This is a genomic window from Vibrio sp. 1159 (assembly GCF_033340395.1).
GTDB classification, from domain to species: Bacteria; Pseudomonadota; Gammaproteobacteria; order Enterobacterales; family Vibrionaceae; genus Vibrio; species Vibrio alginolyticus.
Map to the genome: position 1 here is coordinate 23,110 of NZ_JAWOWL010000043.1, position 22,047 is coordinate 45,156.

18 protein-coding genes and 1 pseudogene are annotated in these 22,047 nt (G+C 43.5%); 14 read left to right on the plus strand and 5 right to left on the minus strand.

The features are described 5' to 3' along the window. The first annotated feature begins 247 nt into the window (after positions 1-247). The 12 genes from R7127_RS23060 to R7127_RS23115 all read left to right on the plus strand — a co-directional run bounded on the left by R7127_RS23060 (position 248) and on the right by R7127_RS23115 (position 14,010). Positions 248-5,323 carry a DEAD/DEAH box helicase family protein gene (locus R7127_RS23060; protein ID WP_318148547.1) on the plus strand — a complete coding sequence of 1,692 codons (5,076 nt, stop codon included), beginning with the start codon at positions 248-250 and terminating at the stop codon, positions 5,321-5,323. Between the two features lie 117 nt (positions 5,324-5,440). Next, positions 5,441-5,851, plus strand: a complete 411-nt coding sequence (locus tag R7127_RS23065) for a hypothetical protein (protein WP_318148548.1) — start codon at positions 5,441-5,443, stop codon at positions 5,849-5,851. Positions 5,852-5,861: 10 nt separating this feature from the next. After that, entirely contained in the window at positions 5,862-6,095 is a 234-nt protein-coding gene (locus tag R7127_RS23070; RefSeq protein ID WP_318148549.1) for a hypothetical protein, read from the plus strand. Continuing rightward, positions 6,092-6,718, plus strand: coding sequence for a phage repressor protein CI (locus R7127_RS23075; protein WP_318148550.1), 627 nt, complete (start codon positions 6,092-6,094; stop codon positions 6,716-6,718). Before R7127_RS23070 ends, R7127_RS23075 begins: the two co-directional genes overlap by 4 nt. 21 nt (positions 6,719-6,739) lie before the next feature. Further along, complete coding sequence (locus R7127_RS23080) at positions 6,740-6,961, plus strand: hypothetical protein (RefSeq protein WP_318148551.1); 222 nt, start codon at positions 6,740-6,742, stop codon at positions 6,959-6,961. 239 nt (positions 6,962-7,200) lie between these two features. Continuing rightward, positions 7,201-9,045 (plus strand): ParB/RepB/Spo0J family partition protein, encoded by a 1,845-nt coding sequence (locus R7127_RS23085; protein WP_206953728.1) that lies wholly within the window; start codon positions 7,201-7,203, stop codon positions 9,043-9,045. A gap of 126 nt (positions 9,046-9,171) precedes the next feature. Further along, on the plus strand, positions 9,172-9,765 hold the full coding sequence (locus tag R7127_RS23090; RefSeq protein WP_318148552.1) for a hypothetical protein: 594 nt from the start codon (positions 9,172-9,174) through the stop codon (positions 9,763-9,765). Between the two features lie 17 nt (positions 9,766-9,782). Further along, positions 9,783-10,004, plus strand: coding sequence for a hypothetical protein (locus R7127_RS23095; protein ID WP_206953724.1), 222 nt, complete (start codon positions 9,783-9,785; stop codon positions 10,002-10,004). Between the two features lie 105 nt (positions 10,005-10,109). Further along, positions 10,110-11,495: a hypothetical protein gene (locus R7127_RS23100; RefSeq protein WP_318148553.1), complete on the plus strand. Its 1,386-nt coding sequence runs from the start codon at positions 10,110-10,112 to the stop codon at positions 11,493-11,495. Between the two features lie 107 nt (positions 11,496-11,602). Next, positions 11,603-12,367, plus strand: coding sequence for a hypothetical protein (locus tag R7127_RS23105; protein ID WP_206953721.1), 765 nt, complete (start codon positions 11,603-11,605; stop codon positions 12,365-12,367). A 15-nt stretch (positions 12,368-12,382) separates the two neighbouring features. Beyond that, complete coding sequence (locus R7127_RS23110) at positions 12,383-13,201, plus strand: PRTRC system ThiF family protein (RefSeq protein WP_206953719.1); 819 nt, start codon at positions 12,383-12,385, stop codon at positions 13,199-13,201. A 53-nt stretch (positions 13,202-13,254) separates the two neighbouring features. Further along, the gene (locus R7127_RS23115) at positions 13,255-14,010 is read left to right on the plus strand and encodes a hypothetical protein (protein ID WP_206953717.1); all 756 of its coding nucleotides are present in this window, start codon (positions 13,255-13,257) and stop codon (positions 14,008-14,010) included. Between the two features lie 171 nt (positions 14,011-14,181). Here R7127_RS23115 and R7127_RS23120 read toward each other — a convergent pair whose 3' ends face one another. Further along, positions 14,182-14,757 carry a hypothetical protein gene (locus tag R7127_RS23120; protein ID WP_206953716.1) on the minus strand — a complete coding sequence of 192 codons (576 nt, stop codon included), beginning with the start codon at positions 14,755-14,757 and terminating at the stop codon, positions 14,182-14,184. A gap of 7 nt (positions 14,758-14,764) precedes the next feature. Next, positions 14,765-15,049: a hypothetical protein gene (locus tag R7127_RS23125; protein ID WP_206953714.1), complete on the minus strand. Its 285-nt coding sequence runs from the start codon at positions 15,047-15,049 to the stop codon at positions 14,765-14,767. A 220-nt stretch (positions 15,050-15,269) separates the two neighbouring features. On the opposite strand from R7127_RS23125, the gene R7127_RS23130 reads away from it, so the two are divergent. Further along, the gene (locus R7127_RS23130) at positions 15,270-17,759 is read left to right on the plus strand and encodes a phosphoadenosine phosphosulfate reductase family protein (RefSeq protein ID WP_318148554.1); all 2,490 of its coding nucleotides are present in this window, start codon (positions 15,270-15,272) and stop codon (positions 17,757-17,759) included. Between the two features lie 62 nt (positions 17,760-17,821). Then, complete coding sequence (locus R7127_RS23135) at positions 17,822-17,968, plus strand: hypothetical protein (protein WP_206953711.1); 147 nt, start codon at positions 17,822-17,824, stop codon at positions 17,966-17,968. 62 nt (positions 17,969-18,030) lie between these two features. Here R7127_RS23135 and lepB read toward each other — a convergent pair. The 3 genes and pseudogenes from lepB to R7127_RS23150 form a co-directional block, all read right to left on the minus strand. Further along, positions 18,031-18,756 (minus strand): annotated as a pseudogene (gene lepB / locus R7127_RS23140) (signal peptidase I); the annotation flags it as partial. 560 nt (positions 18,757-19,316) lie between these two features. Continuing rightward, on the minus strand, positions 19,317-20,486 hold the full coding sequence (locus tag R7127_RS23145) for an ISL3 family transposase (RefSeq protein ID WP_318148555.1): 1,170 nt from the start codon (positions 20,484-20,486) through the stop codon (positions 19,317-19,319). A gap of 396 nt (positions 20,487-20,882) precedes the next feature. Further along, positions 20,883-21,803 (minus strand): IS5 family transposase, encoded by a 921-nt coding sequence (locus R7127_RS23150; protein WP_065871670.1) that lies wholly within the window; start codon positions 21,801-21,803, stop codon positions 20,883-20,885. Positions 21,804-22,047 lie beyond the last annotated feature (244 nt).

The following is a 22,047-nucleotide window of genomic DNA, read 5'->3' on the forward strand; positions in this document are numbered from 1 at the left end:
TAATAGCCTGTTCATCAATAAGCCTGAAGTTCAATCGCTTCACTCTCTATGTAGTAGCCATACATTCAGCATTTAGCTTCTCTGGGTGACACCCTGACAACTATTTAAAATACATTATCACCGTCATTGTTTTTGAAAACAACTAGCTTTGAAAATGTAGTAGAGATCTACTACTTGCGGGTCTGGTATTCGATGTTTGTATAGAAGGGTAACTTTCAGTACAGCAGAATATTAAGGGCGATAAAACATGTCAGACGTTCAAACCATTACTTACGAATCGGGACAAATGGGGCTGTTTTTTGGTACAAATCAAGAACTAGAAACATTCACGGAGAAGCATAACAATACGAAAAAGCGCGACCTTATAATGGCGGCTGCGCGTGATTTTCTTATATCAAACGCTCTTAATGTACCATCGACAGATGCACAGCGATTTAAAGCCAATGTGACGGCTATCCGTGTCCTGAAAGCACTACGTAAACGTAACAGTTGCGCCACTCGCCAAGAACAAGAAAAACTAGCCAAATATGTTGGTTGGGGTGCTTTAAGCTCAATATTTGACGAAAAGAACACTAAGACCGAAGCAAAGCGCAAGCAGCTAAAAGGTATACTGACAGAAAGCGAGTACTATAGTGCGCGTACATCTACCCTTTCGGCATTTTACACACCAATCTATTTGTCGCGTGGTATCTTCACCATGCTTAGCAATGCGGGTTTTAATGCTGGTGGCCGAATCTGCGACCCTGCAGCGGGTATGGGTGGCCTTATAGCTCCAATGCCTACAGAGATGTATGAAAACTCGAAAGTGACGCTCTGTGAGCTTGATAGCGTGACTGCCGAGGCACTAGAGCACCTTTACCCTAATGCAACCGTTTATGGTAATCGAGGCTTTGAAGAGCTAAACATCAAAGCAAATCAAGATCTAGTGATCCAGAATCCCCCATTCGGGAGTGCGAAAGTGATCGACAAGCTTGACTCTCAACTTAACGGATTGACTCTTCATAACTATTTCATAGCTAAAGGTACTAAAGTCCTACGTATGGGCGGCTTAATGGTCGCTATCGTCTCAACGTCTTTCCTAGACTCAAAGAGTACTAAAGCCCGTGAAATCGTCGCTAACCTTGCTGAACTCCGTGGAGCTGTCCGACTGCCTAAAAGTGTGTTCCAAGAGCACAGCGGCGCTAACGCTTCGGTTGACGTCCTATTGCTTCAACGTTCCAACTCTGCATCTGCGACCACTGCTGACTGGGTTCATGCTTTCGAACAAACCTTACCTACCGGCGAATCCTACTACTTGAATAACCATTTTGTTGCTAATCCAGATGCAATTCTTGGTGTCATGGAAGCACAGCCAGGGATCCAAGGTAAACAGATCCAATGCGTATCAGATTCAAAAGATATTGTTGGTGATATTCAGAGAGCATTCGCCGCGCATTTCCCTAAAGATATTTATTTTGAAGCGGCCCCAGTTACCGAAAGTGACGACGATGCATTCTTAACGCCTATGGCTGGCCTAGTGTCAGACAATGCTTATATCGATTTTGGCGGCTTTGCCCTGACCGAAGATGATAAAATTGCGATTCGAACGCAGGACGATGAGCACGGAAACATGACGTTTGAAATCTGCCAAGACGTAACAGGTAAACGTGCAGCTCGTATCGCGTCTATGATCGCAGTTAAGCAGTCTATGGCTAAACTCCTTGAACTTGAGCGCACGGACGGCCACGAACTGGCGATTGAAGTTGCACGACAGGAGCTTAATGAATTTTACGACGCTTTTGTCCGTCAACATGGTTACATCCAAGAGAGTGCCAATCGTCGAGCATTCGGCAAAGATCCCTTCTACGCGAACCTTGCTAGTCTTGAGTCAAACTTCAACCGTGGCGTAACACGTGAGCAAGCCAAGCGCTTGAATGTACCAACAGAAAAGCCTCGCGCAGAAAAAGCCGAGATTTTCAGCCGTCGCATCATCAAACCTTGGGTCGCGCCGACTTCTGCCGACAACAGCACAGACGCATTGTGGGTGTGTTGGAATGACAGCCACACTATTGAAATTCCTCGTATTGCTGCTCTTTGTGGTCAGTCAATCGAACAGACAAAGCGTGAGCTTGTAGGTAACCTGATCTTTCTTGACCCAAAAACGGGCAAATATGAATTTTCCGAAACCTATTTATCAGGGGACGTAAAGGCTAAATACCAGACTGTTAGCGCATTGGTAAAAGGCAATTCTGAATTACTTCCTAACTATAACGCACTAAAAGCTATCCAACCTGCCGATGTGCCAGCGGTAGACATAAACGTTGAGCTTAACGCGGGTTGGTTACCTGTTCACATTGTAAGTGAATTCATCAGTCAATTATTAAACTGTAGTGTTGATGCTGAACACGTGTTAGGTCAGTGGTTCGTGAAAGCTACAGGTGTACCTAACGTTATAAATACTCAACAATTTGGCATTGATGACTACCCAGCGACAAAAATCATTTCTCGTATGATGGCAGGCCGCGACTTAATTGTGCGTCGTACAGATGAGCATGGCACAACACGGATTGACCGTGAGGCAACCGTGCAGGTTGAAGCTGTAGCAACTGAGATCACAACTCGTTTCGAGGATTGGATTTGGGCCTGCGACAAGCGCCGTTCAGAGCTTGAAAGCTTGTATAACGAGAATTTCAACCGCTACGTAAAACCAAAGTACAGCGGTGAAATGCTTGTGTTCCCGAACATGAACAACAGTATTTCTCTACGTGCTCACCAGAAAACATGTGTCAGACGCGCCCTAGCACAGGGATCGTTAATGGTCGATATGGCCGTTGGGTCCGGAAAAACGTATACACTAGCCGCCATTTGTAACACTTGGCACCGTTTAGGGCTTAAAGAGCGTACCGCCGTAGTCCTACCCAACCATTTAGTTGAAGCCATAGCCGTCGAATGGTTAACGCTGTACCCAACAGAAAAGCTCCTTGTTCTGTCACCAGAAGATATGAGCGCCCAAAAACGCCGCGAGACCCTAAACCGCATCAAGACAGGCGCAAAGATCGTGCTGATTCCTGAAACCACCTTTAAAGCAATTGCCCTGCCAAAAGAGGCAGAAGCGAATATTATTCAGGATGAGATATGGGAGACTCGCCGCGCTATTGAAGTCCTAAGTGCTCGTTTCAGTGTTAAAAAGTTAGAAACAAAACTAAAAAACCTTGAGTTCAAGCTTGAAGCACTGACCAAGCGAGAAGCAAAAGACGAAAATTTAAACTTCGCGGAACTCGGATTTGACAGTTTAGTCCTTGACGAGGCTCACAGCGTAAAAAACCTAAACTTTCAAACGGTTGCATTAACAAATGTTCGTGGAATTGGTAACCCTGACGGTAGCCAGCGCGCTTGGGACATGTTTTGCAAGGTTAGATACCTAAATGAAAACAACGATCATGCAGGGGTAGTATTCAGTACTGGCACTCCGATAAGCAATAGTATTATTGAACTTTGGTCGATTCAGAAATATCTTGCCTATGACGAACTGAAACAGGCTAACTTACATTGGTTAGACTCATGGGCCGACCTATACACGACCACCAGCAGCGAATTTGAGATCGACGCTACAGGTGTCAACTTCAAACCAGTGTCACGCCTACGCTCATTTAATAACTTGCCAGAGCTGCAAGCAATTTATGGCTGTATTGCTGAAACTGTGACAAAAAAACAGCTAAACGACTATCTACCTAAACTTGCTGGTGGTTACAACATGGTACCGCCAGTTGTTGGCGGTAAGCCACAGACGATATTTGTTGACCCATCAGATCAGCAAAAGGAATTTATCGATTCATTGGTTGAAAGAGCGAAGGATTTCAAGAATTCGCCAATAGACAACGACAATATGTTGCTTTTGATGTATCACGCTCGATGCGCGTCTTTGGATTTGCGAGTTCTTGACCCAAGCAAAGCAGAGAATGAGAACTCAAAAGCTACCGCATGCGCAAACAAAGTCGCGGAGATATACCGTCAATATGACGCGGAGAAAGGTACTCAATTAATCTTTTGCGACCTGTCGACTCCGAACAAAGGTAAAGAGAAGCTGCGCGCCAAGATTCGCCAGCTAATGAAAGATGCCAACACTGGCGACGAAGCAGCACAGAGAGAATTAGATACAATCGGTCATGACCAAATCATGGCGGCTGAATCTACCTATTCTGTTTATGACGATATTAAGCAACAGCTTATCAGTCTAGGCATCCCTGAACATGAGATAGGGTATGCACAGGATTATAAAACGCCAAAGGCTAAAGCTGAGCTCTATATGCAAATGAATCAGGGCGTTAAGCGTGTTGTTCTAGCTTCTACTCAATTGCTTGGAACTGGCGCGAACGTAAACCGCCGTGGTGTAGCGGTCCATCACCTCGACCCAACGTACCGTCCATCTGACATGGAGCAACGCAGCGGCAGATTGGAGCGCCAAGGTAACCATCTATACGAAGCTGATCCAGCGAACTTTGAGGGAGTAAACGTAATTTATTACGCGACACGTAATAGCCTTGATAGTTTCCTATATCAAACACTGGAAACAAAGGCGAACTGGATCGAAGCATTCCGCTCAGGTGAAACTAACCTACGTACAATGACCGCCCTTTCATCAGACAGCATCACGTTTGCAGAGATTAAGGCCGAGATCTCGGGTAACCCTCTAGTACTTGAGCATCTTCAATTGTCCAAAGAGATCACAAAATTGTCGGTGCAACACAAACGCCACCAGCAACAGCAACATCAATATGAGGACTGCATTAAACGATACCAGAACAGTGAAAAGACTCAGGAACAATTGATTAAAGATGTTACTAATGACATGGCGAATTACGAAGCAAACGCATTGCCTAAAGGCGAGTTTGAAGCGATTGTGTCAGGTTATAGTATTGACAAGTTTTCTACGGCTGCAGAGCTACTAGAAGCCGAGTTACAATACTGGTCTAAAGCGACGAAAAGCAGCAACAAAGCGGTTATGTATTACTGCGGCTTTGCGGTTAAATTCGGCTGGCGTTACGGTCATCATGCCGTAGTTATTGAGGGTGAAAATGAATACTCAGTAACCTTATCAGCTGGTGTTAAAACAAGCGGAACATCTATCCTTTACTCAGTCATCAATCAATTAAAAGGCTTGGATAAGACGCTAAAAGCAGAGGAAAGCTACTTAGACGAGATCCGCGTAAACCTTAAAACGGCGCAGTCCCAAATTGGCCGTGAGTTTGAAAGCTTACAGACTTTGATTGACGCTAAGAAACGTTTAGCCGAAGTTAAGCACGAACTGATGACACAAAACGAGGATACGCTAGCCGCAGCGTAACTTCACGGCGTAGTGATAAATGAGATCACTACGCCTATCCCCCTTCACCAGTCTTGAATTTGCGCGTTTTGAACTATCGATTAGCATTTTGAAATCTTAGTTAGAGGCGTAAACCGCATGACAGAATCAAAAGCAAAAACAACTGACCTTATAGCTCCAATCACTTATTCCAATGAGTACGGTGAGCTTGTTCTAACCGCTGTTACTGGGTACATGCCAGTATCAAGCATTTCCATTGATAAACTGCCTGTCATTGAACAGCACATGTTCTCTATTGATGACGCAGAAACAATCGCCCTAATTACAGAGAACCATAATGTTCAATTATCTACACCTTACCTTCTAAAAATGGGGCACCCCCGCAAAACTGACGCGTATATCATCCACCACCAGTCTTCAACCATTGCTTGTGTGTGTAAGGTTGAGATAAAGACCTCTATCATCGAGAGTGGATTGAGCGCCCAGGGGGAAATTGAGCGCATTTACCAAGATTCATCACAAAAGCTTAAGGCTCAATACAACAGTTAGGGGGCCGAGAATGGAATGTAACCATATAGTTGCCTCTGTAGGGTGCAGGTTTATCGAACTGGCTGACGTTGCTGAACAGTACCAAGAATGGTCAGCCAAGGTTGATTACTTCAACCTAAAGAACAAAACTGAGATCGTGACACCACCACCTCAGTTTACGTTTGCCAAATTCTGTATGAATTGTGGTGACGAAATTAACCAAGATGCCATAAAACTTGCTACTTGCTGTGTGGGGGGAAGATGAAAACTGAAACACCAAGAATACCAAAGCCAGATTATGGTAACGCCTCAGACTTCATCGGTCGTTTAAAGGTAGCTACTGGTATCAAAAGAGATGGCGAACTTGCGGAATTTATCGGTAAACCAGTATCTACGATTGCTACTTGGAAAACCAAAAACCGAATCAATCATGAAGCAATGGTTTTTGTACATTTATCAACGGGAGCTTCAATACCGTATCTTGCTTTAGGAAAAGGCGACCCCTTCCCTAACGGGGAGAAACGCATTGAAACGTCAGTGTTTGGTGCTCAACAAGACAGCCTTGTTGTTCACAAAATTCAAAACGGTGAGTTAACTGTCGGTAGAAGCATGACGATAGGCCGCGCAACACTCAATGATTTTAATCTAACTCCTGAACACCTTACAATTGTTGACCATAAGGAAGAAACTCTGTTTATCGACCGACAAGAGCACTCGCCAAATTCGGGACGTTATCTCGTTGCAATTGATGGTGTATTTGGTGTTTACGATCTTCAGCGAATACCTAATGACAAGGTGGAAATACAATTGACAACAAGCAGCCGTGATTTGAACTTATCCGACTTATTGGTTGTCGGAAAAGTTAAAATGGCGATGAGAAAAAGATAATAATTCAGAAGGATTAACTCGATGGATGTGCAACAAATTTTGGCTAACGCACCTGAAAAAGCCGTTTATTGGTCACCGGCTGTTGAACAGTACTTTGACAGACAGTTCATTAATTTAAGTCGACAATTTGAAGGTAAATTTATTCAAGTAGAAAAGGATTTTCGTAGTGAACTGGTAGATTTGATAGCATTAAAAGCATACTCACAGTTACACCCACAAGTTGCATCCGAGGAAGTGAAGTAAGCCAGGACTAACAAAGTTCAAGTGTGAGATTTCGATATCCTTGCTCTACTTAGAGCAATCCAGATCCTTATATTCGATTACCCTTCCTGCATGTCATACTCATGCAGGGAGTATCCCCCTAAATAAACAATCCAAAACCTATAAATTAGGTACTTGTGCGTTTAGCTGACCATAAGAAAATTGAGTCGTAACCAAGAGAACTAACCACTCTCACAACTCAATTATGTGGAGCTATCATCATGCAAACCGAGCAAGTAATACCTACTGAGTCACTATACCTTCCTGTCGTTGTCGGTGAGGGCCAAGAGTTCGACTTTACCGCTTTAGAGTCAGGCACACCTATACGTGTATCACCAAAGCTAATCGATGACCTTACCGTTGGTGGTAACAATCGACGTAAGAAAGAACGTAGTGAAGAATTTGCCAATAACATTCAAGCAAACGGTGTTATTCAGTCTCTATCTGTTCGACCTCATGTTGATAATCCAAACCGATTAGAACTATGTGCTGGTTACGGTCGCCGCGATATGGCACTCCGATTCGATTTAGATTCGGTGCCTGTTATCGTGAACCATTACTCTGACCGTGAAGCTCTAGAAATCATGTATTCTGAGAATGCGGCCCGTGAGAACATCACAATCGTTGACGAAGCGGATCTGGCCCAAAACTATCTGTCTTACCATGACGGTGATTACGCAACTGCGGCTGTGGCCCTTGGTCTGTCAGAAAAGACTTTCCGCGAACGTCTGCAACTCAAGCGTTTAACTGATAACGTCTTGGACCAACTAGCCGATCCAAGTAACAAATTTTCTCTAGGACACGCACTGATCCTGAGTACCTTTGATGCTGAAACGCAGGAAAAAACTCTTGCTGCAATACTGGCAAACCCAACCGAATATACAGTAAAGAATCTGAAGCTACGCGCCTCTCAGCGCCAGATCCCATTAGCTAAGGCTCCTTTTGACACCAAAGCATGTGACCGCTGTATCCACAACACAGGGGAACAACTAGACTTACTTGGCAATGGCGATACTGATGCGAAATGTAGTAAAGCATCATGCTTCATTGAAAAAGCCCAGTTGTGGGTAAAAAACGAGCGCACCCCTGAGCTGGAAGAAAAATATGGCCGTGTCATTGCTTGGGAAGCAAAGCCAGAATCCGACCGCCGCACAGTAACCGAGGAAGCGGTAGGTAAGAAGCAATTTACAAGCGGATGTATGAGCTGTGAAAGCAAATGTACGGTAGTTGATGATCGCCCGATGAAATGGGGTGAATACGTCCAAGACCAGTGTATTGATACCGATTGTTTTAATGGATGCGTTAGCACTCTAAAAGCGGAAAAAGCTGAGAAAGCGCGCAAACAGAAAGAGGCACGAGAAGCTAAGGCTAAAGCAAAAGCTGCTGCCCTGGAACAACAGACAGAATCTTCAAATGTTGATGCAGCTGACCAACCAACAGATGAAACTAAAGTCACGGTTGAGCAAGAAGAAGTTGTTGTAAATACCGCTCCTGTACAGCGTAAAACATCTGCAGCCGTGCTGGAGGATTACCGTAAATCCCTACGTGCCACCAGCGCAAGTGTCGCTGTTAATGACCCACAATTTCGCATGGCAACTGCCCTGGCCGCATTATGTGACGTTAGCGGATTTGAGCCTCCGGTAGAGGCGATTAAGGATAACCGTTGGCCTCGCTTCAACGACCGTGTTTTAGCGTATATGGACTTATCCCTCCAACAGATCCAAGAATACATGGCACAGGCCGTTATTCACCATGCAACCGTTGGAGATAAGAATTCCAATACCGACTTGATGATTAATGTCCTTGGCAAAAACCCGAATGGTCAGAGCATCGCTATCGAAGCATGGAAGCCGAGCAAAGAACGTCTTGGTATGTATAACATCGCGCAGATCAACCAAATGTGTATTGAGGCAGGATTCGACAAAGCCTATGAAGCAGCTAACGGTGAAGCTTCATTTTCCCAGTTATTCAAAAACCGTAAGAATGACATCGTTAGCGGAGTGATGGACTTTAACTTTGATTGGTCGCACTTCGCCCCATCCGACTACCTTGCCCTTGTTCGTTAACTGTTTGGGGAGTCAACACTCCCTAAATTTACCCTCTTGTGCGATATGTAAAGTCGCAGAGAATTAATTACATAACCAACGGGAACTAACCACTCCCCTGTATCAATAACACTGTGGACTAACAAAATGAATTTTAAAAACGTTTGTGAACTTATCAAAGCTGCTGGTCAAACTCGCGCAATAATTACTATCGACACCAATAAGGATGATGCAGTGGTGATCGTCAACATCCCAACGTCAAACCCTGCATGTCTACCTAATACGACTGACGCGAAACAAATGGCACTGCGCTCAGCTCTAGCGACTCCATTGCGTGTGATGGGTAAAATTGAAGATGTTGATGCTGTCTTTGATGAACAGCTTGCAGAGTTCGGTGAGGGCTTCGCTCCTGCATCACTCCAACTAACTGGCGTGAAATCTAACGCTTCGGCTGCAAAGGCTTCGACTCAGGCTGCTACCACTGCGCCAAAAACCACAGTTAAGAAAGCAAGTAACAAAAAGAATGCAGCAAAAACTACAAAAGCTGATGAAGTAACTCAAGATACTACCTCTAAAATCGCCCCAAAAGCTCCAGAGAAAGCGGATACCGTTAAACCCCAACAAACTGATGACGTTGCAACTCAAAACGCTCCAGAAACGCCTGAGGCAGGATCAGCAGATTCTAATGACCTGTCACGGAACAATGACAACTTCGACTTCTTCCAAAATGGCGCACTTTAAGGTTTAGGGGTATCAGGATGAGCACTACAAACAACACAGAACTGAAATGGCAATTTAAATTAGGCAACACACTGATTGATTTCCCTAACCCATTAGGTTCGATCCAAGAAAACAAAAGACTTTTAGCACAGCATTTTCCTCAATTACGTTGGACTGAGATCTACGAAGAAGATGCGCGATTAGAGAACGGTAATATGGTTTTACCTGTTGTTCCGCCACCAGTGAAAACGAATGGTTAAGCACATGGCAAACAATATCCAAGAGAAATTACACAAGTGGCGTGATGACTGCGCCACCGAAATGGCTAATCAAGCTGATAAAAAAGTAAAATTGGAATCGAAATCATGCGTAATACAACAGTTGAGTTCAGTGGTATTCAAAATCAAACACCTTTCTCCCTCCTTGCCAACGTCAATGGAGATAAAGGACATTCCACCGCTAATGTAGCCCGTATAAAGAAAGATTCACATATCTCGGCTGGTGGCTTTAAGCCTCTAGCCCCTTGGTATACCGCTGTAAAGCAACAAGACTTAAAACTGAGCGAAAGTGTTCGCAATGACTTGGGCTTTAACCGCCAAGATGTTTACCAAAACACCATCGTTGAAAAGACCTCATTCTGGCAGTCTCTAGCATTGTTTGGGCTTAAGCATGGTATGTTGAATGAGTTAGACATCGACAACCTTATAGAAGCACCTATAGGCACAATGAAGCAGGTTTCTGCTGCTAATTACCTTGGCAAAAAAATACTTGGTTTCTATCAAGCAGGTGTTTCAGACCATCTATACAAAATTGACGCATGCTTTAAAGCGTTTGAAGCACCAGTAGCAATCAGAGCTGACATTGCTCATTGGTACGTTACACCAACTGAGTCTAACTGGGGGTTTGATTTAACGCTTGATGATGACAACTGTTATGGGGAAGATTTCGATGATCTAGACCTTAGCTTTGACGATTTAAGCATCCGTATTGAGCACTGCTCTCGCGTATCAGCTTTATCGTTCGATTTAGACCAGTTCAGCCCAAGTGTCGGCAAGATGTACTTTCACACCCTGCGTTTGTTATCAATCATGAATTATAAGTCAATGGCATTGGATTACAGCGACTGCGAGGGAACGCTTGAGAAGTACGCTGAGATTTACAAAACGTTTGACCTAAGTTCTGAGCAAGTGAAAAAACTCACTGATTGCGATGAAGACACTATCGAAGAAGCATTAAACAACATCAACCCGTTAATGCACACTGCTTTCAAAGCATACGATAAGTTTTTTGATTTGCATGACGTACTCAACTCAGCACTTTACTACGAAGCGACCGTAGCGAAAAAGTGGTATCAGAAAGATACCCCGTTCTATCGAGGTCATTCTGTCATTACTAACGCTATGGGACTTTTGGATAGCGTAAATAAGCTTCGTGCTAACCCACTCAACCCAAATGACGAAAAAGGCATTGCCACACTAAAAGCTGCGTTACGCACGGTCATTGAGTTGGGTCACGAAGCTGAAGACTCACCGTGGATGCTTGGCAGTGATTCTCCACTTGATTGCTTTGCCTTTATCTCAACTGGCAGCGACATTGAAAACAATACTCTCGATATTGAAAACGAACACCGCCAATCCATCGGTGAATATGGCGCACTACGCCTTGATCTTGAATCTGACGATACCGGACTGCGCACCATCGAGAACATTCAACTAGCCGATAAATGCTTAATGCTGTTGGCATCGGTCTAGCGCGATTTCCGACATAAATTACCATATTGGATATCGGTTGAGGTTAACCACTTCAACCCTTTTATCCAAGGGCTAACCACCCAAAAAATTACTGTGGAGAAGTACCCATGCAAGTTCAGAAAGAACCACGATTACTAGTTAATGACAACCATCAAGAGCCAAAGCCAGTATTTGGGTTGGTGTTCTACAAAAGCCAATCAGGTTACGCCGTCACTCGACATGAGTTCCACGGAGAGCGTATGCAATCTGGCGTTATCGTAGATACCGATGCTGTGATTAAAGAACTCGAAAAAATCAAAGATACGAATGAGACAGCAAAACAACTAGAAGAACAAAAAGACGCAAACAGTGCGCCTGTCTCAAAGTACTCCTTACTCCCTCAAAATGTCTTACTTGAAAACGACCGTCTTCTAGTTTGGCATACCCCAGCTGTCAAATGTCCTATGTGGTACAGAGTGTCAGGCACACAACCTAAAGCTTTGCACAATGTCACTTGGACACCACTGTTATTTGTTCTAAACAAGAACCGCGAGACTCTATATGTACTTGCCTTAGAAAGTGATGAACGCCCAACACTCGAATCTATGACCTACTACGCGCCATTGGCGAACGTCTTTGAAAGACATAGCTTGTGTCAGGGGTCTGCTCCGCTACCGAAACAGCTAAACTCTGGCAACCTCAAAGCAATCGAAGATACGTTGTATATGAGTGCCTTTGACGGCTTTAAGCATGACCTTTCAATTAAGACCAGCGATGAAATTCCTGATCAACACGCTTTTTGGGAAAGAAAAGACATGACAGGCGAACTTGTCGACGTTGCGAAAGAGCTGAACCCATACAAAACATTAAGCAAAGTACTAGAAGAACTATAAGTCTAAGGGAACATGATGAACACTACACAATTTGGCTTTGACAGCACAGCTCGTACATTTTACATCCCATCTGATTGGGTAGACCGCAAAATCAAAATCGCCCTTGTCGGATGTGGGGGTTCAGGGTCTTCAATGCTTACTGAATTGTTCCAAATGTCTGAAATATTTAAGAAATTAGGGTGTGATGGTTTCGATGTTACAGCCTATGACGGTGACCTTGTTTCTGAAAGCAATGTGTTTCGCCAAAACTTCTGGCAGCACGATGTAGGCAACAACAAAGCCGATGTTCTGATCTCTCGATTCAATCAATTCGGTGGCGTTAATTGGAAATCAAAACCGGTATTCTTTACTGGTGAAATGGCTGTCAATGAAGACTACGACCTGTTAATCACAGCTGTAGATAAAGCATCCGTAAGACATGAGATTGGTCGCTTTCTTGATAATTCAGTTAAACGCGCTCTATGGCTCGATATGGGCAATGATAACCACCAGTCAAACGTGATACTTGGTAATGCCAGTCGTCAGAATTTTTATGGCGGTAAGCGACTCCCAACGCCTTTTGAACTGTTTGGTTCGCAATGGGAAGAATCTGCAAAGACAGAGGTCGATACCGCTTCATGTAGCACTGAAGAAGCAATTAGCAAGCAAACATTTGGTATCAACGGCATGACTGCGCGTTCAGCAGCTTCAATGCTTTTATTCCCACTACTGCGTTTCGGCAAGCTTGAGCATCACGGTCTTTTTATCGACTTACATCAAGCCGAAGTGTCCAAAATGCCAGTTGATCCGTTGCAGTGGGCTTTATATGGCTACCAAGAAGATGTGGTCAATTAACCAACTATTGCAGGGGGTTGCTCCCCCCTGCTTTGTACATACAAGGAACTTGAATGAATAAAAGAGAGAATGATACAAAACAGTACTTTATTAATATAACGCAAGCCATTGATACTGCTTACGAGTCATGGGTCAAGCAAGCGACTAATGAGTTTCCTGTATTGAGCATCATCAAAGATGGTGAGCCAGTTCCGAACCCAATTTATCGTCATGCAGCTAGATACGGATTAACAATCATCTTGCATTCGTTACAGACAATCTGGTCGTATGCCGCTGACATTGTAGGTTCTGATGTAGATACATCCATAAAGAGACACGACAACTTCACGCACCTAACCAATATGTCATTTTTGCCGTCAGAGATATGCCGTCATGCCTATTCGTCTACACGGTTGCTCACCTACCAAGCAACCGCCAGTGAACGTGCGAGTGATGAAACTACACAGTCGATACCAGACGTAGAGTTCGGCAAAGCTGCATTAGAGTTGTTCATGCTGGACAGTGAAATGTCAGCATCGATGTTTGATCATGTTGCGCCGGTTCTTGGAGTTAATGGATTACCCACGCCAAAAACCTATGTGCCTCTGGAATACAGGCGTGAAGTGTTTAAGAGGGTGTTAGCCTCTTTGTTTAGCGAGTTCGAAGACATTAAAACCGTTGATACGGGCTTTAGACTGATGAACGACCAGCATGAAGACACAATCACGAACATATCGAGATCTGCATTTGCAAGTTTGGCATCGTCAAAGCCATGCTCTAAAGGTGGTTGCTCTATGCACCGCTACTACCATGAGCATCATATCGATTAACAATATAGCGCCCCAAACCTTCAATTTGTCGGGTTATGACTGGCTATCAATAGAATAAATTCAACAACTGTTAAACGAAAAGTATGGCAATGATACCTATCATTCTTTAACGTCATAGCATCAAAGACGTCTACAAAGCCCCTCGGGGCTTATCCGCGCTTTTCAGAGATATCAAAGGTGTTTTAATGAGTCATTAAGCCGTGACAATTTTATGTATTGCTTCCAACCCTTGCCGTTCCAATTATCCTTGGGGTCATCTTCAAACTGGGAAAAAACGATCAAGCCTTGACGCTCATAGATATCAGTTACCGGGTCTGAGCTCGACTGAGGCCTTAGAAAACACGTCAAAACATTCCTACTTTCTGTTTGAATAGAAAAGTTACTAGGTACAGTGATCAATGCCGCAAACTTTACTTTATGCGCCTTAGCTAATCGAATATCTGATTTTACTACTATATCTTGCAGGTGATAGGTGTGGCACTGGTTGTAACTAATAGTGCTAAACAAAGCGTTTCTGCACTCAGATAGTTTCTCTAGGGCGCTTTGATAATCTCCATCCGGGTTAACAAGCATCATCCCATAGACGATTTTATGCTTTAGTTCATACCTATCTGCAGTATGAACAATATCTTGAACCAGTTGGCCAACAGGTACGTTTTGTTGGATGGCTGCATCTTCCATGAAGGCCAGTTCGTTCATTCCGACCCAAATAAGCTTAGAGTTGTGTGTAGTTTGTGCGTATTCCATAAATGACCTATTCATACCTTGCAGCATTAAGTTGGCGTAAACTTATTTCTGCACTTCTTAGGAAGGGCAACCTTTCACAAACTCGCAGTTCCTGTATCGTTTCATCACATCTGGACTGGAGCTTGTTGTTGAACGACTCAAGATATTCCAATGTTTCTTGTTGTTCATTTGTGCTGGGGGATTCAATCGCCTTCAATGCAATTTTCTCAAGTTCCAGAACAATATAATACTCAGAATCATCAGTCATATTCTCGTACTGTCCTATGAAGCTCGCAGTTGTATTTGCTAGCACGTATGTACTCCTGGCGTCCTGAACGTTATCAGCAAATACTGAAACACTCGCTGATAAAACTGCACCCGTTAAGATGACTTTTACCCTTGCTGTCATATAAACCTAAATATAATAATTAATATCGTAGTATTTTATTTCTATTGCCATATTACCACGCTCTTGTGCGTTTTGAACTTGCAGTTACCGTTAAGATTCAAACAGCGAGTTAAGGCACGGGATTATGACAGATTCACTAAACAAGATAGATGTAAAAGAACTTGATTCATGGGACTCTTGGAAGCAGGATCTTATAGGTTTTGATTCTGAAATCACGCCTCTTACATTACGCTCTGTGGATGCCATTTATCGTTACCTTATAGAAGGATATACTTATCAAATCCAATATAGCTCTGGTAAGGATTCTGAAACCGTTTTGGGTCTATTCCTCCTCGCTTTAATGCGTGCTAAACGTGAAGGCAAAGAGGTTTCTAACGCTCACTTTTTAGTACATGTGGATACGGGAATTGATAACCCTGAAATTCGTTATCTCGCACAAAATAAAATTGATAGCCTTAACAGTTTTATTATAGAAAACTCTCTTCCATTGGTGACTTACATTGCCGAGCCAAGCCTATCCTCAACATGGCCATCACGCGTACTAGGTGGTCGTGGACTCCCTACTTTTGTTTCTTCAAAATTTCGTCAGTGTACACACGAGCTAAAAATCACTGGAGCTAACCGCGTTGTCTCAAAACATAAGAAATTGATGACGAAGGAACAAAAGTCAAAACTTATTATGCTGCTAGGTTCAAGAGATTTAGAAGGCACTATTCGTAAAAACAACATCGCCAAAATGGGTGGTGACGATATTGAGCTCAGTAAATCAGGCAATAAGTACTCCCTTTATCCAATCAAAACTTGGACGTCAGCCAACGTCTGGGAATTTCTGACATATTCCGGTAATCGTCCTAGTTCAGTACTACCTAGTTACCTAGAAGATCACTACCAAACTGTCGATATCTACCGGGATTCAGGAGCGGGTGAGTGCGTCGTATTTCAGGCAGATACCGATACTGATGGCGGTGCGGGCCAGTCTTCTTGTGGTTCACGTCATGGATGCATTTATTGTTTAGCCAGCCCTGAAGATAAATCCATGATTTCATTACTAGAAACAGACCCGGAACGTTATGGTTACATGACGGGGCTGAATCGAGTTCAGCGTTATTTAGAGCTTACTCGCTATGATTGGGATATGAGGCACCCTGTAGGTCGCACAATATACACTGGTGGGTACATCAAAATCCAACCTGATGTTTATTCTCCTGCGGTTCTCAAACGACTACTACACGCTATATTGAGCTTTGATTATCTTGAGCAGAAACGCGCTGATAAGGTTAACCAAAAAGTACTAAACGGCTCACTACCAGAGACAGAATACAATCTACGCATGTCTGAGCCTCAGTTCCAAATCATCGATGAAAGACAACTGGTAGCAATCGAAATGCTTTGGTCGCTCCACCATTTTCAAAAACGCCCGTTTGAAGCACTTGATTTATGGCATCAAGTATATACCGATGGAAAGCTTGAACTACTGGAAGAAGTGGATGGGATGGTAGCAGTTCCTAAAACGCCCCAACCTACTCCGTTTTGGCTTCACGTTGGCGCATGGGGTGACAACTCCGGCCTTGACGGTCTGAGCGACAGCCAGACTGAGTTTGCCTACTTTGATAGTCACCAAGACCAAACACACCGATTAGTGAAAACCAAAGAAGGTATGCGAAGAGTTGTCGATTACGTTGAGTCTGAGCTTTTTGACGTAGATACCGTTGCGGCTAAATTCATTGTTCACGAGGAATATACTCGACTTCGCTCAAGAGCTCATGAGGGCTATTACACGCCCTATTATGCAGCGGCATATTTACTTCGATTTGGAGCCGTTCAACTTGGCAAAGGTCAAGCAGGGCGCTACCACGAGATGGCGCAAAGAGGCCAAACCTACCACTCTCTAGGTTTGACTGGTCAACTGTCAATGGAAGATATTGCCAATGACCCTAAACACAAAGGCTCTATCCTTGATAACAAGCAATACAAAGAACTTGCTGCAGAACTCAAAGTTGAGGAAGAAAAAGCAGCCGAAGTTGAATATATTCGCCTTCAAAATGAAACCAGAATCGACGCTAAACGAAAGTCGTGGGCTAAAGCGAACCCTAAGATGGCTGCTAGGGCAAAACGCCTTAAAAAAGAGGTCTCAACGCAACGTCATAACGAACAGACATTCAAATCTCTGTTTGTCATGGCCACCAGCATTCATGCCGAGATCCAGGTCGACACCATTGCGGGTCGACTCGACAATGACAAGCTTACAAGACGCTTAAAGGTGCTAAACGGACTGCGTAACGAGATAACATCTTTGCGTGAACTGCAATCGGATAAGTACATCCACAAAGGATATAAACACCAGTTAGAAATGAATGAAAAATGGTTGAGCATTATTGATTCTGGTAACTTTGAAGAATTCGATTCGGATCACCTTGCCGATTATGCCAGAGTTGCTCCTGAACAATTCAAACAAGAACTACTTATCAGCATCGATCGATGCAAGTTTTCAGTAACCAATTGGTTCGATAGAACTGGTAAAAAAGTGTCTTGCTGCCAGGATACCAAGTTTGTAGCTAAGGTAGCACTAAAGAACCAAATCACAATGGACTTTTCTGTGTTCCTTGCAGCATAGGTTGACACACGCTCAGTGGAAATTTTATTAACGGTGCTTTAGATGCAAAGGATTGATTCGCGTTGGCAACGGGTGTAGATGGAAAAATTGGTTTAGATGGTAAAATCCTAGAAGAACAAAAATCAGAAGTTCTAAGAGTGGTGATTACTGTGCTGATGGAGATATCGGAGAAGATTTGTCCTGAGCAGAAACTATACGGTCGAAATTAGGGGCAAGCATCAACAAAAGTTCTTACGGCTTTTGTTGATGCTATGACTCTATACCCAGGTCACCAACTGTAAACAACTTTCCCAACCAGATTCGCTTGCGGAACAAAGCCCCAGAATCGGCTATCTTGACTGTCGTCGCGGTTATCACCTATAACAAAATACTGACCTGCAGGCACTTTCCAAACCCCTTTCTCCATTCCCTTCTGAATAAAGAAACTATCAATGCGGTCTGATTTAGTACTATCAATCAGTGTTTCGATATCGAACTCCACAACTTGATGCCACTTAGTTTCAACTGTGAGCACCTTATTTTTGTACATTACTGTGTCACCAGGTACACCAACAATTCTCTTGATGTAATTGATACCGGGATTATCTGGCAGCATAAACACGGCAACATCACCATGTACAGGTTTATCCCGGTACAACAACACATTGTGGAATAATGGGTCGCTAACACCGTATACAAACTTATCGATTAACACCGATGAACCCACCTTGTAAGTCGGTAACATAGATTTAGTCGGAATATTGTATATCTCAAAGAAAAATGACCGCACGAGGAATACATACAGAATTACGGGGAACAGCATGCATATGGCTGAGATTAGAACCGGGCGACGGGCTGTTATTTTCACCTCGTTTGTTACCTCACTATGCAGAGTAACAATTGATTTGTACCTTGCGGGCATCCATATATGGCGTTCTAATAACCATATTACTGCACAAACCAGCGTCAAAAACGCCAGTGTCAAAACGAAAAAATTTACCACGTCACCGCCATACATACAGTTTTTAAAGTGTAGTAGATTCTACCCTGACCTCGATATATTTCAAAACACTCTGTTTATCAATCACCAAGCACTTTATCCTTAGCCATTCATTTGCATGTTCAAAAGTTGGCGTTAGAATTCAATTTTCATTAATACTATGGTGAACAAGTGATACTGATAAGGAAGGTCTATCAGATTGTGACACACCATCTGCACAAAGTGACATGGCTATCGCTACTCGGTGCTGTTGGAATTCATTACGCAATCTGCTGGGTTGGCTTTTACCTATGTGGAGAATTAACGCTAATAACTCCTGTTAATTTTCTCCGCTATATGTCGGTTTCGGGAAGTGTCGGAGGACATTAAAGTTTGAAACTTTTCTATTTCCGAAGTGCGTTACTATCGTGGCTAAAAGAACCCAATACTGACAATAAAGATCGACACTTAGACTCAATCAATGTGGCTATCCAACGAAAGTGTGACAACAAAGTTTGAAACTCGCTTTTGGACAAAAATCATTTATGGTCGATGCTCTAAATCACCCTATATTCATTACTTAATGGGTTCTTCTCCGCTTAGGTGAGCTTGATATTTGGGTAAAAAGTTGAGTGGGTATCAGGGACCGATGTTTGTCTGATCTTCAACTTAAAATAGTCTGTATCTCTCACTCCTCTGGCTCTTCGTCTAAGTAAGCCGATTGATACATTACCTGCTTCAACCCGAGCGTTGGTCAGCTTGTATTTTGCGTAATTACAGATGCCTACTTTTCTTTCTAATATGGCGTCGGCAAAGTTGCTTAGTGACAGTATTCGGGTCGATTTCGCTAGGCGACACCATGCTTCAAGAGCCGCTACCATGGTTTCGTAACAGGATTCATCCCATATCGTTTGTAGCTGCTCTTTTAGCATATAAATAACGCATAACGTCTTGTTACTCTCGAGCAAGTCATCGAGTCGATCAGACTGTTTGTCATCCAACTTTTGAGCATTTTTCAGTAGGAGAAAGAGTGTTCCTTTAAGCATTCTTTTCTCATCGTGAGAACCCTTTCTAAAAGCTTTTGCCCTCTCTTTTCTGATTAAAATGCAGTAATTTTGCATCACATGAAATCGGTCAAAAACAATGTCTGCATGGGGTAGCATTTTCCTTACTGCTGATTGGTAAGCTTGCCCCATATCCATTGATACTGCTTTAATGCCAGCTTTTGTCTGCTCTGATAACTGCTCGAAAAATGAGACAAGGACTTCTGTTTTTCGACCATGTTCTACCCAAATTAAATGACCAGAAACCAGGTCGTAAACGACTGTCATATAATCGTGCCTTTTAGCTCTGGCTACTTCATCGACGCCAATATGGATCAGGTTATTCAGTTTCTCAGGATCTAATGCCGGTAGGCTTGAGCGCAAGTATTCTCTATCAATGTTCTTTACCGTCTCCCAGCGAATACCTAAATGCTGAGAAACTGCATGTATGCTCATGTGGCGGCACAAGCCGCTGATGAACTTGCAAAAGCGAGCGGTATAGCGACCTCCTTTAGCTACATAGTCAGTCGCTTCAATCAATCGTCTTCCTTCTTTATCTCTGGTTTTAGCCAGCTCAACTTCTATCGTGCATGGTCGACCGCTAACAGGCAGGTCCTGAAGTCGTCTTTTAACATAATGGTCTACGGTGCAGGGTGTGCCTGTGATTGGATCTTTGGCCTTATATCTTCGGTCTCGACGACAGCGAACGAATACTGATTGGGACACTTCTTCTATTGAACAAGATTCTACACACTGGCCTTTAAAGCAAAACAACGAGGAAGACAAAGACGACAAAATACACTACTGACTTATAATAAAAATAAGCATTATAAATCAGAGCATTATGATAGGTACGTTTTGTTTGCTGACTCATCAAAGCGGAGAAGAGCCCTTAATGTATTCTGACCGAGCCAAATACCCCACTAAAGTGGAAGTCAATGATATATAAATATGCAAAAGGCAAGGTTTTCACACCTTGCCTCTATTAAAATCATGCTGCATACCACCCATCAGCTAGCACTTCAGCCTGATCGAGAACAAGCTTAATCGCCTCTTCAGCCGCATCAGGGCTTTGTTGCGTAATTCAGACGAGAAACCAAACCGCCTAAAATTGAGTAACTTTTAGACAATATACTGAGTTTCAGGCATACCAAGTCCTGTAAGCTTGTTCAGCGCTTTGATCATGGCGTAAGTCTCACCAACTTGAGCGTTGTAGTTTCTCAGGCTTAATTTCCCACCTAACAACTGTTTCACCCGATATATTGCTGTCTCTGATAGCGAGCGCTTGTGATAGCCGTACTGCTTTTTCCACTTCTTGTTGGAGCCGTAGAGTTTCTGACAACCTACGGCTAAATTGCGAGGGTGTCCTTGCTCCCAGAAGGCCGCCCCTTCTGGTGGCGGGATAAGCGGAACCGCTCGCTTGAACCGTATAGCATCATGGTAATTCCTTGTGTCATAAGCACCATCACCTGATATCTCAATGATTTTACGACGTATCTGCTTGAGTAAGTTGAGGAGCACTTCGGCATCGGTTACGTTAGATAAGCTCAGCTCTGCTGCGACTATTTCGTGGGTGCCTGTATCTACAGCGATATGCAGCTTACGCCAGACTCTGCGTTTCCCATCAGTACCATGCTTCTTGACCTTCCATTCACCTTCGCCATAAACCTTGAGTCCAGTGGCATCAATGGCCAGATGTTGTATTGCTCCTCTGGTTTTGGTTTTAAATGAAACCTCAATTTCTTTAGCTCGGCGGCTTATACAGGTGTAGTGCGGGCAAACAAGCGGGATGTTAGCCAGCTTAAATACGGAGTCTAGAAAACCTTGCAGTGCTCTCAATGGCATAGATAAAACGCGTTTCACCATCAGTGAGGTAGAAATGGCTAAGTCGCTGAATCGACGAGGTCTACCACGCCTGCCTTGTTTGTTTTGCTTCCACTCGGCTATCACTTCCTCATCAATCCAAAAGGTCAGAGAACCACGGTTGATTAAGGCTTTATTGTACTGCTTCCAGTTGGTTGTTTTGTAACGAGGTTTCAGCATAAGGCTACGAAGATTAGCTGATTTAGCCGCTCAGATCGTAACTTCCTGATTTAGTTCCATCGAATTGCGCAACAAAGCCGCCAATCGTTGAAGAGTGGCAAAGCCGAGATTAATTTATCTGTTAAAATAGCGCCAAAGATATGCTTACAACACGAATTAAGGTTAACTATACCCGTGATCATTGAAGATGCTTGATTTTCAATGAAATCAGGATCATGCTACGCACCATGAAAATAATACTGAC

Coding starts and splice junctions, on each gene's coding strand:
- R7127_RS23090 (WP_318148552.1), top strand. CDS start 9,172: ATGAATTTTAAAAACGTTTGTGAACTTATCAAAGCTGCTGGTCAAACT.
- R7127_RS23110 (WP_206953719.1), top strand. CDS start 12,383: ATGAACACTACACAATTTGGCTTTGACAGCACAGCTCGTACATTTTAC.
- R7127_RS23060 (WP_318148547.1), top strand. CDS start 248: ATGTCAGACGTTCAAACCATTACTTACGAATCGGGACAAATGGGGCTG.
- R7127_RS23065 (WP_318148548.1), top strand. CDS start 5,441: ATGACAGAATCAAAAGCAAAAACAACTGACCTTATAGCTCCAATCACT.
- R7127_RS23100 (WP_318148553.1), top strand. CDS start 10,110: ATGCGTAATACAACAGTTGAGTTCAGTGGTATTCAAAATCAAACACCT.
- R7127_RS23120 (WP_206953716.1), bottom strand. CDS start 14,757: ATGGAATACGCACAAACTACACACAACTCTAAGCTTATTTGGGTCGGA.
- R7127_RS23075 (WP_318148550.1), top strand. CDS start 6,092: ATGAAAACTGAAACACCAAGAATACCAAAGCCAGATTATGGTAACGCC.
- R7127_RS23070 (WP_318148549.1), top strand. CDS start 5,862: ATGGAATGTAACCATATAGTTGCCTCTGTAGGGTGCAGGTTTATCGAA.
- R7127_RS23080 (WP_318148551.1), top strand. CDS start 6,740: ATGGATGTGCAACAAATTTTGGCTAACGCACCTGAAAAAGCCGTTTAT.
- R7127_RS23130 (WP_318148554.1), top strand. CDS start 15,270: ATGACAGATTCACTAAACAAGATAGATGTAAAAGAACTTGATTCATGG.
- R7127_RS23105 (WP_206953721.1), top strand. CDS start 11,603: ATGCAAGTTCAGAAAGAACCACGATTACTAGTTAATGACAACCATCAA.
- R7127_RS23115 (WP_206953717.1), top strand. CDS start 13,255: ATGAATAAAAGAGAGAATGATACAAAACAGTACTTTATTAATATAACG.
- R7127_RS23085 (WP_206953728.1), top strand. CDS start 7,201: ATGCAAACCGAGCAAGTAATACCTACTGAGTCACTATACCTTCCTGTC.
- R7127_RS23095 (WP_206953724.1), top strand. CDS start 9,783: ATGAGCACTACAAACAACACAGAACTGAAATGGCAATTTAAATTAGGC.
- R7127_RS23150 (WP_065871670.1), bottom strand. CDS start 21,803: ATGCTGAAACCTCGTTACAAAACAACCAACTGGAAGCAGTACAATAAA.